The organism is Pseudomonas sp. StFLB209, assembly GCF_000829415.1.
Classification (GTDB): Bacteria; Pseudomonadota; Gammaproteobacteria; order Pseudomonadales; family Pseudomonadaceae; genus Aquipseudomonas.
On record NZ_AP014637.1, the window covers coordinates 3,820,928 to 3,833,316 of the forward strand.

The following is a 12,389-nucleotide window of genomic DNA, read 5'->3' on the forward strand; positions in this document are numbered from 1 at the left end:
GTGGCACCAGGCGTGATGCAGCGCTTTCCTCTGGTGCAGCAAAACCTGCAGGCAGTTGCGGCGTTACACGCTCAGTGGCGTGCCCGTGAGCAGCAACAAGCCAGCGCGCAGGCCGACGTCGAGGAACGTCTGAGCCAGCTGCGCAATGCGTTGGCGGCGGCCGAGCTTGAGCAGCAGCGGCTGTTGCCACAGCTCAAGGCGCTTGAAGACAGCAACCAGCAGTTGCATGAACGCTTGCATCAGCATCATCAGGAGCAGCGGGTCTGGGAGCTGTTGCAGTCGACCCTCACTGAAGGCTTCTGGGACATTCGCGTGGCGCATGGGCGGATTGACGATCCGGCCAGCTTCATGCGCATCTCTGACCCGTTTCGGGCCTTGATGGGCTATGCCGCCAACGAGTTGCCTGATGGCTGGGATGCCCAGGTCGGTATCACTCATCCGGATGACCTGGCGGCAATCATGGCGATCTTTGAACGTGAGATCGTCATGCCCGCAGGCAGCGGAGAGTATGTGTTCGAGTACCGCATGCGGCACAAGACCCGTGGCTATATCTGGTGCCGCGAGCGGGGCCGGGCGATCCGTGACGAGCGCGGTGTGCTGCAACGGGTGATGGGCGCGGTGCGCGATATCAGCGACGAGCGTTCGGCCCAGGCCAGTCACGCGCAGATGCTGGAGCAGAACCAGGCGACTTACGCGCAGATTTCCACGGTGGTCGGGGTGATCAAGGGGATTGCCGAACAGACCAACCTGCTGGCCCTCAATGCAGCGATTGAAGCGGCCCGTGCCGGTGAGGTGGGCCGCGGCTTTGCGGTGGTCGCCGATGAGGTCAAGAAGCTGGCCGAAAGCACCCGCCACGCGACCCAGCAGATCCAGACCATGCTGGTGCGTGATGCGCGGCGTTAGGGGCTAGCTGCAGGAGTGTTCAGTAGCAGCCGGTCGGCGTTCCGGTTGCTCGCGAAAGCGGCGATGAAACCAGCACATTCGCAGTGGATCTCACGCCGCCTTCGTCAATCTGCCGACCAGACCAAGGTCCGACAAGGATCGCGTCGGCCTTGACTGATCAGCATTAACCACAAGCTCGCTGCTGGCTATCAGAACGGGACCGCGACAATCAGCTGGCTGTAGACGTTGGTGCCGTTGCCACCGACCTGGTTTCCGCCGTTGTCCTGATCCTTGCGCGGTTTGTACAGGCCGACCAGCGGGGTGATGATCAGGTGATCATTGACCGCCCATTCGACATACAGGTCGGCTTCGCGGCCATCGAGGTTGAGCGCCTGGCCGGTGTGCAAGGTCCGGTAGTCAAAGAACAGGGCGCCGATGGTCAGGTTGTCCAGCGGCTTGACCTTCAGGCCCAGATGGTGAATGGCGGTGTTGCTGTTGAAGGGGCCGGCATAGTTGGCGGTGACCTCACCCTGGAACCAGGTGCCAAAGCCACGGTTCTGGCCATTGAACATCGAGTCCCAACCCTCGGAGTAGCGGCTGTAGCGGTAGCTCAGGTCCGGGCTCCAGGGCAGATCGGCGAAGGTGTAGCCGGCCTCGGTGTACCAGGCTTGCTCGTGACCTGCGTCCTTGGTTTGCCTGGCGTATTCGAACGAGAAGTGTGCGTTGTCGATGCCTGCATTACCGGCGCCACGCAGGCTGTAGATGTTCATGCCGTCACGCTGGCGCTGAAAGTCACTGGCGTATTGCTTGTCGACGCCCAGACCGTGGATCCAGGTCAGGCCCAGGGTGCCTGGCGCAGCGCTGTATTCCAGGGTCGCGGCGGCCAGTTCGGTATTGGCCTGGGCACGGTTATCGGACTTGAACCACAACAGGCTGCCATGCAGGCCATCCTTGCCGCCCAGGCGCAATACTGCCGTTTTGTCGAAGGCGTGACGGGCGGCCAGATAGTAGGCGCCGCCGCGGTTCATGTCACCGTCAGCGATACCTTTACCCAGGTTGATACCGTCGTCGTTGATGATGAAACCGTCTCCCAGGGTAATGACCTGGCGTCCCCATGACAGATCGACACCATCCTTGCCCAGCACTGGAAACAGGTCACCGGACTTCCAGCCGGCAAAGGCTTCGTCGAATTTTGTCGTGCGCTCACTGCCATTGGTGTAGCCGGCCGCATCGCCGTCGCCCCAAGTGGCTGAACTGACCAGGTTTGCGGTGCCATACAGGCTGCCAAAACCCGCCAGGCCCTGGCTGGCGCTCAGCCCGTATTTGATGAACCCCTCGCGCCAGGTCGAACCGCCTGGCGTGCCGTCGTAGTTCTTGCGGCTGTTGAAGTGGCCGTAGACGGCGAGGAAGTTACCCGTTAGTTGGGTGTCTTCATCGCTGTACAGTTCGATGGCCTGGCTCTGACTGACGCCGAGCAGGCTGCTCAGGCCGATGACCAGAGCCAGGGTATTACGTCGGGTAAAGCGCTCCATGGTGTTGCCCCTTTTTTCTAATGGACGTGGGTTGCCATCAGTTAGGGGTATTGCAAGGCGGCAGGTCTTTGCCGAGCGTGCCAGCCATTTGTATCTGTCCGCCATGGCCTCGATGCTGGCAGGCTGCAACAAAATCGCCGTCAGCCATGGGCAAGACGTTGAAGGAGGGCCGGCGCACAGTGATTGCATGGCGCAGTGCGGCGATCGTCGGCTGGCATCGCTTGACAGGGGAGTGGCGCAATACTTGCCGGCGATTGTTTGCATTGCCTGATCGAACGACTAGAACAGCAGGGGTCCAGCATGTCACTCAACCAACAGCTCACTGAGCATCTGAATCGCGGCACAGTGGGGTTTCCCACCGCGCTGGCCAGTACCATCGGCCTGATCATGGCAAGCCCGGTGATTCTCACCGCGACCATGGGCTTCGGCATCGGCGGCAGCGCCTTTGCCCTGGCCATGATCCTGGCGGTGATCATGATGCTGGCGCAGGCCACCACCTTTGCCGAGGCGGCCTCAATCCTGCCGACCACAGGCTCCGTATATGACTACATCAACTGCGGTCTGGGACGCTTTTTCGCCATTATGGGCACATTGGCGGCTTACCTGATCGTCCACGTTTTTGCCGGCACCGCCGAGACCATCCTGGCCGGGGTCATGGCGTTGGTGAATTTCGAGCACCTCAATACCCTGGCCGAATCGGCCGGCGGTTCCTGGTTGCTGGGCGTAGGGTTCGTGGTGGTGCTGGGTATCCTCAATGCCTTTGGCGTCAGTGCGTTCGGCAAGGCCGAGATCATCCTGACTTTCGGGATGTGGGTGACCCTGATGACCTTCGGTGTGCTGGGCCTGATCGCCGCGCCGGCGGTGCAGCTCGACGGGCTGTTCGGTGCGTCGCTGGTCGGTACTGACCTGGTGACCATTCTGTCGCTGGTGGGCATGGCGATGTTCATGTTCGTCGGCTGCGAGTTCGTCACCCCGCTGGCGCCGGACTTGCGCCGTTCGGCTCAGGTCATGCCCAAGGCGATGATCCTGGGATTGCTGGGCGTGGCGAGCTGCATGTTCATCTACGGCGCTGCGATGAAGCGCCAGGTGGAGAACGTGGTGCTGGACGCCGCTACCGGCGTGCACTTGCTCGACACACCCATGGCCATCCCGAAATTCGCCGAGCAGGTAATGGGCGATATCGGCCCGATCTGGCTGGGTATCGGTTTTCTGTTCGCCGGTGCGGCGACCATCAACACGCTGATGGCCGGCGTGCCGCGAATCATCTATGGCATGGCGGTCGACGGTGCGTTGCCCAAGGTGTTCACCTACCTGAGCCCGCGTTTCAAGACGCCGCTGTTGTGCATTCTGGTCGCGATGCTGATCCCCTGCGTGCATGCCTGGTATCTGGGCGGTAACACCGACAACATTATCAACCTGGTGCTGGCGGCGGTGTGTGCCTGGAGCACGGCTTATCTGCTGGTGACCCTGTCGGTGGTCAGCCTGCGTATCCGCCGCCCGGACCTGCCGCGCGCCTATCGCTCGCCGCTGTTCCCGTTGCCGCAGATCGTCTCCAGTGTCGGCATCCTGCTGGGCATGTGGTTTATCACCCCACCCGGGATGAATCCTGCAGATATCTACGTACCGTTCGGCATCATGCTCGCGGGCACTGCCGCCTATGCATTGTTCTGGACGCTGGTGATACAGAAGGTCCATCCATTCAAGCCAGCCAGGGTCGAAGACGTACTGGCCAAAGAGTTCGCCAACGAACCAGGCATTCACCCGGAGGCTGCAGCCCGTGATGCTTTCAAGACTGTTTGATGGCCTGACCGCCCCGCGTGATCCGGCCGGTTACCGGCCGGGCGTGACGCTTGAGTGCCTGCGGCGCAACCTGGCGCTCAGCGGCTGGCAGCAGCTTGAGCCGCGCCTGGCGCGAGTGAGCCTCGATGGCCTGATGGTTGAGGTGCGCGAGCGCACCGAGTCGCAATTGCTGATGCACCTGGTGATGAGTGAGTTTGTGCTGCAGGTGCCGGGCGCAAATCAGTGCGCCGGGCGTTATGAGCTGCACCATACCGGTTCGATCCGCCGCAGCGGCTTGCGTTGCCGGCGCCGGGGTGGTGATAGCGCAGCACTCGCTACGCTGCGTCAGGCACTGGAGCTGGATCAGCCGCTGCGTGAGGCCTTGATGCCGCTGGATTTCAAACGTCTGCTTCTGGAGGCCGCTGACGGCCAGTGGACGGTGCGTCTGGAGCATATGGGCGGCAGTGAAGTGGTCAACCGCATGCCTGCGTTTCGTCGCTATATCGCTATCAGCGCAGAACAAAAAACCAGCCTGTTCGCGGCGCTGAATGCCTTGTCCCGCGTCTTGCGCGAGATCTAGGTCGACTGGCACGTATCCTGCCTATACATGAGCGATTCAAGTGAAGTTGTGTGCTTATTATTAACATGTTATCAATAAGCGCATAACAACAAGATTCATCGTGGAGGCAGGTATGAACACTGATCAAATCGCCCGCAATGCCCTTGAACAATGGAATACCCGACTGCGCGCCATCTGTGGCCGCTTCGAGACTGACCTGGCGTTCAATCGCTCACTGTTCATCGGTGAGATCTGCACCTGGACACGCTCCGGTCTGGAGTTGGCCAGCCTGCGCACCAACGCTGGCAATATCGTCCGTCAGGCCGGCAATGCCGACCTGGACAACGACCAGGACTGTTTTCTGGTCAGCCAGCGCAGTGGCTATTCACAGATCACCCAGCACGGCATCAGCATCAAGCTGGCGCCGGGCGACATGTTGCTGATGGACTCGAGCGGCTACTGTGAAATTACCCCGTTCGGCCTGATCGAACACGCCTCGCTATCCTTGCCGCGCCAGGATGTACTCAAGGGGCTGAAAAACCAGCGGCTGGCCTTCGGCAAGGTATCTGCCGCCAAGACCTGCGGGCGCATGCTGCATGTGTTGATGGATCAGATTTGCAAGGACACCCGCGATGACGAGGCCGTCGCAACCGATGAGCACGGCTTGCAGAATGCACTGATCTCGCTGCTGCCATCGGCGCTGGAACACAGCGATGAGGCCTGTACCGACTTGAGCGCGTCAGGCAGTGTCAACCTGCGCAGTTGTGTGCAGAAGCTGATCGACGAATCGCTGGGCCAGCCTGGCCTGAACCCGGCGGTGCTGGCGGGGCGCCTGAACATCTCGGTGCGGCATCTGTATCGCTTGTTCGAAGATGAAGGCGACAGTGTGTGCCGTTACATTCAGCGTGCACGGCTCAAACGCAGTGCCGAAGACCTGGCCAATCCTTTCCTGCGCAGCGAATCGATCACCACCATTGCCTACAAATGGGGCTTCACCGACTCGGCGCATTTCAGCCGCTCATTCAAGAAGCAGTTTGAACAGTCGCCCAAGGATTTCCGCAGTGTCAGCCTGACCCATGCGGCTGGCGCGGCGTGAAGCAGTACAACCCATAACCTGGAGCGTTTGCCTCTTTGCGAGAAGGTTTTTATAGTGGCCAGTTATCCTTCCTATCGATAGGTAGATTTAGGTGTCGGTAGGCTGTATGGGAGGGGTGGGGGCCATGCCGGGACTCGGCGTAGCTCCGTATGGTCCCCACCGGCATTACTGGCGTGAGCCACTACAATAGTGATTGGCAGGAAAACACTGATGAAAACCCTGAGTGCCTCGGCTGAACGCATCTGCTGCCTGGCCATTGAGCATTTCGCCGAACGCGGCTATGACGGTTCGTCGCTCAACGACATCGCGATCCTGGCCAATATGCGCAAGCCGTCGCTGTATGCGCATTTCTCCAGCAAGGATGAGCTCTACAGCGTGGTGTTTGAACGCGCTCTGGAAAACGAACGGCTGCACATGCAAAGCTGCTTCGATACCGCCAGCGAGCTCAATAGCGTGCCGGGCGGCCTGCTGGTCCACCAGTTGGCCGAGCGTTACCAGGCATCGGCCTCGTTGCGTTGCCTGTTGCGCGCGGCCTTCTACCCGCCAGAAGTCTTGCGCCCAATGATCAGTGCAGGCTTCGAAGAGTACCTGGCCCAGATGCGCCAGTTGTTCAGACCACTGCTCGCCCAGCGTTACCCGCAGATGGACGACACCGACCTGGAGCTGTACTGCGATGCCTGGCAAGGCATCGTCGACAGCCTTCACGTCGAGCTGCTCTATGCAACACCCGAGGCTTATGCCAGACGCCTCAAGGCGCTGTGGAGGGTTTACGGCGACTCACTGTCGCTACTGCGTCAGGGATCGTCGCCGTACGTTTCGTACATCACATCAGGCCGATAGCGGGTAGCTCGTCAAGCCCTTACCGATCATGTCCTGTACCCCCAGAATCAGCCGCTCAGCCGGGTAGGCAGGGCAGGATGCCCCGACCTTGCCGATCAGCTCAGCCGCCGAAATGGGGTTGATGGCGGTATGGCGGATCAGATCCGCCACCTGGCGGGGCAGGAAGATGGTCTGGCTGTCGGTATGTGAATCGGCAATCAGGATGTTTTCCGGCGGTAGCGAAACCGGTGTTTGCCGCCTCACCCAGAAAGGTGAAGTGCCAAAGCGGGTTTCCATGCCGTAAATGCGCCAGCGTGTACGCAAGTACTGGCGAAAGTCAGCGGCAATGGCGGTCTCGTAGGCCGAGATCAGTAGCCCCTCACCATGCAGGCGATCCGAAGCAGCACGGGCGGCCTGTATACCTGTGGCCAGAGCGTGAGGAATACCGCCGGAGGAGAGTGGGTCAAACGATGCCGCTGCATCCCCGGCAGGAATGATCCCGCCGCCTGAGCCAGGCACAAGGCAGGCCGAGAAGGCCGCATCAGTGCGTAACTCGACATCGTTCCCGGCAGGATTGATGAGCTCGGCGATATGGCGCGTGCCCGCCAGGGCTGTCAGCCAGTTCTCCGGGCGCGACAGCTTGTTCTGATGAATGATGTCCGAATCACTCATGAACGACACTGCAACGCGGCCTCCGGGTACGGGGGCCGCATACCACCAGCCATTGGCCACGGTCTCAACGGTCGTCAAGGCCGCCGGCGAATGGGTTGCAGAGGCCGTCAGCAGAGCGCTGACGCCGACCAGATCATCATGGCGGTGGTGCAGCGCCTCATTCCATCGCGATGTCCGGCCGGCAGCATCAATCACCACTCTGGCACGCACCGCATGCTCGTGGTCACCGCTGTTGCGCAGTGTCAGTTGCCAGCCATCATATTGATCACGATCAGGCATCAACTGACGCACCGCCAGGCAGCGGGTATCACACTCCAGCCGCCCGCCGCGCTGGCTCACCAGGCGGGCCATCATGTGTTCAAAACGGGCGCGGTCAATCGCCCAACCGTGCCCGTGGACGTTGAACATGAAGTCGAACGACGCCAACTGCTCACTGCCCCAGGCGGCCTGGTTACCCCAGGTCTGCAACGGTGCCATCCCGGCAAAATCATCCCACACCGCCAGGTAATCCAGCAGGTTGCGAACGCCGGGTGATAAGGACTCACCCGACTTGGGCCGGTCATAATGACCGGCCTCTACTACCAGAACCGAGATATCGGTGCGTTTTAGCAGAGTCAAGGCGGCCGAGATACCGGCCGGCCCGCCCCCGATTATCACGACATCGAAACACGGTATTGTTTCGTCGACAGAACCGGTCATGACGTTTACTTACCTTGGGCTTTAAGTCTGATGGCGTAATCGTTATTCATTTTGAACTGCGCCAACTGCCCAAAGTTACGCTCTTTCTCCACCAGATAGGGGATTTCGTTACTCCCCTGATTAACGACAAAGCCCAGCGCCGACCAGTTGCTGATCATGTCTTCTTTCGAAAAAATGCCGCGTTGATATTCAACATTCTGTCCGGCCGGGATAACGGGCTGCCCGTCAATCTGGCTGACATAAGCGTCCAGCACCTGATCTTGCGGGTGAGTGGCGCCAGTCATGACATTGAACGGGCTTTGTGGCGGCCACCAGTACACATAATAGGTCGGCGGCAGTTCAATTCCGGAACCATCGGAAAGTTGGTTGATATTGATATCGGAAATATTCGGGGTCTGAACCGTGCATTCCTGAAAGTCGGCCATCCACGGGATTGCCATGCGTTTGGTCAAGTCCCCCGGTTCACAACCAATTTTCTTGCCATCAGCATCTGGGGCGGTTTCATTACGGCTTTGAATCGACAGGCCATATTCCCGATAGTGTGCCTGCATATCGGTTTGCCCCGAATTGGCATGGGCCAGCATGATATGGAAAGGCGCATCATAGAGATTGGCACTGCGCATGCTCCAGGTCACTTCGATGCCTGGTGAGAACGGCCCGCCGACACAGTTGCTGATATCTGCCAGCGCCAGTTGGGTTTGCGGAGCCTCTGCGGCCGCATGATGGAGCTGATGATAGTATTTCTGCACCGAGCGATGGGACGTGCTGCCGCTTGAGCGGGCTGTCGTAAAGTTACCCTTCGCCCATTGGTAGAGAAAGAAGTACTGGGTGGCGGTGAGGGTCAGGAATTTATAAATGGGGCCAAAATTGGTGACGGAGTTATCACCGGAATTGAGCGGCATCATCGGCTGACCGTCGCGCTCAAGCTGGGCCGGACCGAATTCCATGTCGGCGTAATGGCTGTCGTAGTCTGCGGGCAAGAGCGGAACGCGGAAGTATTTGAAGTAGGCCATGCGCAGTTCACGGTTCGCGTCACTGCTATCACGCATGTCAAAAGACGGCCTGGCAAACTCATCCATGGTGGGAACGTTGGCGACCCATTTGTAGCGGGACAGGGCATCCAGAATCGGCTGAATATGGGCGTCGAAGTTGATTTTGAACGTGGGATTGAAGCCATACAACGGACAATATTTTCCGATCTCGGCAAAATAATCGGCCGAGTTTTGCGCCGTGTGCTGCTCCGAATCAAACAGGCTCGGATCTGCCCCCATCTGGCGAACGGCTACATCGTACAAGGTATCGGCGAGGGTGATGACGTTGACCACCTCGGGCACATACTTCGGACTGCCAACGATCAGCCATGCCGGCTCAGGTGTGATTTTACTGCCATCGCGCAGGGTGATTTGCGCACAGACAAAACCGTCGGAGATATCATCCCAATACCCGGAGGCACCCCGAAATGAAGATATTTCTCCTGACCCCGTCACCTTGCCAAAACCACCCAGTGCCACAAGATTGCCGCTGCTGTCGGTTTTCAGCTCGCCCAATACATCAATTTGCTCTCCACCCGAACCCACGGGCGGGAACGAACCTTTTGAATAATCGCTCGGGATGTTATAGCGCGAGAATTGAATGTTTTGCCCGGCCCCGGAAATACTGCGCGGACCCGGGTCAATAATCAGTTGCTGACGGGCCACGGGGTCGGTGACATTGGAGTTGTTAACCGGAATATGTTGGGCTTCATAACTGTTTTCTGGACCAAACTCCAGATTGCCCTGCAACTCGGAAAACGTGTACCAGATCGGCTTCTTGTTAGCGATATGGACAGTCCACTCAATGGAACTGATTTCTTCACTGTCAAGTGTGACTGGTTGCGGGCTAGTACCATCAGTGCGGACAATCTGAAACTTGGCAGCCTGGCGCTTGATACGACCAACACTGTCTTTGAAGGCATTGACGAACCTGGGCTTGCCGTTATCCAGTTGCAGATTGCCCTGTGCGTCACATTCAAGGGGTAAGCCCCCGGTGGCTTGTGGCGATAAATAAAACTCTGTGGGGCTGTTACCAAGACGGGCAGCACCAATCTTTGGAAAAATCTCGTAAGTCGAACTCATCCGAACCGCCCCTCCGTTGGGCACTTGCGCGATACATGCTCTGGTGCTGAATACCGATAATGGCATTACGGCATCAGATTATTGGTGCTCTTTTGAGTTCGTCAAGTTGAGATCAGAAAAAAATGGGTGACAGATAGCCGGCCAATTGTAAAAAGCGCTCTGCGGCACGGCTCAGGCTGGTTTGGGTTTTTATAAATAACTTGGAAAATCAGTTGTCTGGCGCGGGTGTTATGCGAGGGATTGAAGCGACGGTTCTTTGGCTCCTCGTCACTTCTGAAACACCCACTCACATTTAAGCCACTTTTGTTCACTTAAATGCCGCCTGCTCCTGTAGGAGCGACCTTGGTTGCGAAGACGGCGGCACATTCGCCGCTGTTGCTGTGACCTTACCGGCCTCTTCGCTACCAGGGTAGCTCCCACAGAGATGTATAGCGTCTAACCGATTAAGCCACTGCTGCCTGGCTTGAACCATTGCTGTTGCCCGGATCGACGACGAGCGCACGCCCGCAAAATCAGTAAACCCCGCCCCCACTGCTCGGCGCAGGCCCGTCCTTGAATGCCGCCGCCAGGGTCTGCAACCCCCGCATCAGCACGGTCGTATCCACCCCTACTGCTACAAACTTTGCTCCCAGCTCAATGTACCGCCGTGCCAGCTTCTGGTCGGCGCTGAGAATCCCTGCCGCCTTGCCGGTCTGACCGATCCGCACAATCGCATCCTCGATCGCCGCCTGCACCTCAGGATGCCCGGGATTACCCCGATGCCCCATGGCCGCACTCAGGTCCGCCGGGCCAATAAACACCCCGTCGACCCCCTCTACCGCGACAATCTCGTCCAGCCGCGCCAGACCCTCCAGATTCTCGATCTGTACCAGCAGGCACATCTGCTCGTCGGCCTTATCCAGGTAACCGTCAATCGTGTTCCAGCGCGAAGCCCGCGCCAGTGCGCTGCCCACCCCGCGTATTCCGTTGGGCGGATAGTGAATCGCGCGCACCAGCTCACGGGCCTGCTCGGCACTTTCGACCATTGGCACCAGCAGCGTCTGCACACCAATATCGAGAACCTGTTTGATCAGCGCTGTATCACCGATCACCGGACGAATCACCGCCTGGCCAGGGTAGGGCGCCACCGCTTGCAGCTGACCGAGCAGACCCCGCAGATCATTGGGCGCGTGCTCACCGTCGATCAGTAGCCAGTCGAAACCGGCATTGGCCGCCAGCTCGGCGCAATACGGGTCGGCCAGACCCAGCCACAGACCGATTTGCGCCTCGCCCGATTGCAGGCGCTGCTTGAAGGTATTGATAGGCATATCCATGGGGGGGGCTCCTGGGTAGGAGCGGCTTTGGCCGCGAAGTCTGCCCGACATAATGAATGTGATGCCTGGCGTGGTCTTTTCGCTGCTAAAGCAGCTCCTACAGCATTTCAAAGGGGGTTACACGAAACGGCAGGCAATGCTGCCCAACTGGTCGTAATCGACGTGGAAGGTGTCGCCCGGCCTGGCGGCGACCGGTCGGGTGAAGGAGCCACCCAGAATGATCTGCCCGGCCTGCAGGGTGACGTCATACGGCGCCAGTTTGTTGGCCAGCCACGCCACGCCTTTGGCTGGATGATTGAGCACGGCAGCCGAAACCCCGGACTCTTCGATTACGCCATTGCGGTAAAGCACCGCTGGCACCCGGCGCAGGTCGATGTCGGTAGGGCGTACCGGCTTGCCGCCCATGACCACGCCGGCATTGGCGGCGTTGTCGGAAATGGTGTCGAACACCTTGCGGGTGACCTGGGTCTGCGGGTCGACCTGCTGGATGCGGGCATCGATGATTTCCAGCGCCGGAACCACCCACTCAGTGGCATCGAGCACATCGAAGATCGTCACGTTCGGGCCTTTGAGCGGCTTGCCGAGGATGAACGCCAGCTCCACCTCCACGCGCGGCACGATGAAGCGATTGAACGGGATGTCGGTGCCTTCGTCGAAAAACATGTCATCGAGCAGCGCGCCGTAGTCCGGTTCGGTGATGTTCGACGACACCTGCATGGCGCGGGAGGTCAGGCCGATCTTGTGGCCGACCAGCTTGCGCCCGTCGCGGATCTTGCGGGCGACCCAGGCACGTTGGATGGCGTAGGCGTCTTCGATGCTGATGTCCGGGTATTGCAGAGAGAACTGGCCAACCTGCTCGCGGGAGCGTTCGGCCTGGTCGAGCCGCTCGGCGGCTTGCTGGATGAGGGTAGGGGCAAGCATGGA

At 59.4% G+C, this 12,389-nt stretch carries 9 protein-coding genes and 2 pseudogenes; 6 read left to right on the forward strand and 5 right to left on the reverse strand.

All coding sequences use genetic code 11. The features are described from left to right. Positions 1 to 15 precede the first annotated feature (15 nt). Together PSCI_RS29995 and PSCI_RS30220 are read left to right on the forward strand one after the other, a co-directional pair. Positions 16 to 642: pseudogene (locus tag PSCI_RS29995) on the forward strand (PAS domain-containing protein); the annotation flags it as partial. Then, positions 619 to 882 (forward strand): annotated as a pseudogene (locus tag PSCI_RS30220) (methyl-accepting chemotaxis protein); the annotation flags it as partial. The pseudogenes PSCI_RS29995 and PSCI_RS30220, both read left to right, overlap by 24 nt. A 209-nt stretch (positions 883 to 1,091) precedes the next feature. Here the strand turns inward: PSCI_RS30220 and PSCI_RS17145 are convergent. Then, on the reverse strand, positions 1,092 to 2,414 hold the full coding sequence (locus PSCI_RS17145; protein WP_045489258.1) for an alginate export family protein: 1,323 nt from the start codon (positions 2,412 to 2,414) through the stop codon (positions 1,092 to 1,094). 300 nt (positions 2,415 to 2,714) lie between these two features. On the opposite strand from PSCI_RS17145, the gene PSCI_RS17150 reads away from it, so the two are divergent. The 4 genes from PSCI_RS17150 to PSCI_RS17165 all read left to right on the forward strand — a co-directional run bounded on the left by PSCI_RS17150 (position 2,715) and on the right by PSCI_RS17165 (position 6,688). Continuing rightward, positions 2,715 to 4,214, forward strand: coding sequence for an APC family permease (locus tag PSCI_RS17150; protein WP_045489261.1), 1,500 nt, complete (start codon positions 2,715 to 2,717; stop codon positions 4,212 to 4,214). Beyond that, positions 4,195 to 4,773 (forward strand): DUF3156 family protein, encoded by a 579-nt coding sequence (locus PSCI_RS17155; RefSeq protein WP_045489264.1) that lies wholly within the window; start codon positions 4,195 to 4,197, stop codon positions 4,771 to 4,773. The genes PSCI_RS17150 and PSCI_RS17155 overlap by 20 nt, the downstream gene beginning before the upstream one ends. A gap of 112 nt (positions 4,774 to 4,885) precedes the next feature. After that, positions 4,886 to 5,848 carry a transcriptional regulator FeaR gene (feaR, locus tag PSCI_RS17160; RefSeq protein ID WP_045489267.1) on the forward strand — a complete coding sequence of 321 codons (963 nt, stop codon included), beginning with the start codon at positions 4,886 to 4,888 and terminating at the stop codon, positions 5,846 to 5,848. Positions 5,849 to 6,058: 210 nt separating this feature from the next. Then, positions 6,059 to 6,688: a TetR/AcrR family transcriptional regulator gene (locus PSCI_RS17165; RefSeq protein ID WP_045489270.1), complete on the forward strand. Its 630-nt coding sequence runs from the start codon at positions 6,059 to 6,061 to the stop codon at positions 6,686 to 6,688. On the opposite strand, the gene PSCI_RS17170 is transcribed toward PSCI_RS17165, so the two are convergent. The 4 genes from PSCI_RS17170 to hpaH all read right to left on the reverse strand — a co-directional run bounded on the left by PSCI_RS17170 (position 6,677) and on the right by hpaH (position 12,386). Beyond that, complete coding sequence (locus tag PSCI_RS17170; protein WP_045489273.1) at positions 6,677 to 8,038, reverse strand: NAD(P)/FAD-dependent oxidoreductase; 1,362 nt, start codon at positions 8,036 to 8,038, stop codon at positions 6,677 to 6,679. The two genes, PSCI_RS17165 and PSCI_RS17170, sit on opposite strands and share 12 nt — an antisense overlap. A 5-nt stretch (positions 8,039 to 8,043) precedes the next feature. Next, the gene (gene lodA, locus PSCI_RS17175) at positions 8,044 to 10,152 is read right to left on the reverse strand and encodes a CTQ-dependent lysine 6-oxidase LodA (RefSeq protein WP_045489275.1); all 2,109 of its coding nucleotides are present in this window, start codon (positions 10,150 to 10,152) and stop codon (positions 8,044 to 8,046) included. Positions 10,153 to 10,664: 512 nt separating this feature from the next. Next, on the reverse strand, positions 10,665 to 11,465 hold the full coding sequence (gene hpaI / locus PSCI_RS17180; protein WP_045489278.1) for a 4-hydroxy-2-oxoheptanedioate aldolase: 801 nt from the start codon (positions 11,463 to 11,465) through the stop codon (positions 10,665 to 10,667). A 117-nt stretch (positions 11,466 to 11,582) separates the two neighbouring features. Then, the gene (gene hpaH, locus PSCI_RS17185) at positions 11,583 to 12,386 is read right to left on the reverse strand and encodes a 2-oxo-hept-4-ene-1,7-dioate hydratase (protein ID WP_045489281.1); all 804 of its coding nucleotides are present in this window, start codon (positions 12,384 to 12,386) and stop codon (positions 11,583 to 11,585) included. Positions 12,387 to 12,389 lie beyond the last annotated feature (3 nt).

Excerpts from the sequence above, each read along its gene's own strand:
- PSCI_RS17155 (WP_045489264.1), top strand. The coding sequence starts at position 4,195 with ATGCTTTCAAGACTGTTTGATGGCCTGACCGCCCCGCGTGATCCGGCC.
- lodA (WP_045489275.1), bottom strand. The coding sequence starts at position 10,152 with ATGAGTTCGACTTACGAGATTTTTCCAAAGATTGGTGCTGCCCGTCTT.
- PSCI_RS17165 (WP_045489270.1), top strand. The coding sequence starts at position 6,059 with ATGAAAACCCTGAGTGCCTCGGCTGAACGCATCTGCTGCCTGGCCATT.
- hpaI (WP_045489278.1), bottom strand. The coding sequence starts at position 11,465 with ATGGATATGCCTATCAATACCTTCAAGCAGCGCCTGCAATCGGGCGAG.
- PSCI_RS17145 (WP_045489258.1), bottom strand. The coding sequence starts at position 2,414 with ATGGAGCGCTTTACCCGACGTAATACCCTGGCTCTGGTCATCGGCCTG.
- PSCI_RS17150 (WP_045489261.1), top strand. The coding sequence starts at position 2,715 with ATGTCACTCAACCAACAGCTCACTGAGCATCTGAATCGCGGCACAGTG.
- PSCI_RS17170 (WP_045489273.1), bottom strand. The coding sequence starts at position 8,038 with ATGACCGGTTCTGTCGACGAAACAATACCGTGTTTCGATGTCGTGATA.
- hpaH (WP_045489281.1), bottom strand. The coding sequence starts at position 12,386 with ATGCTTGCCCCTACCCTCATCCAGCAAGCCGCCGAGCGGCTCGACCAG.
- feaR (WP_045489267.1), top strand. The coding sequence starts at position 4,886 with ATGAACACTGATCAAATCGCCCGCAATGCCCTTGAACAATGGAATACC.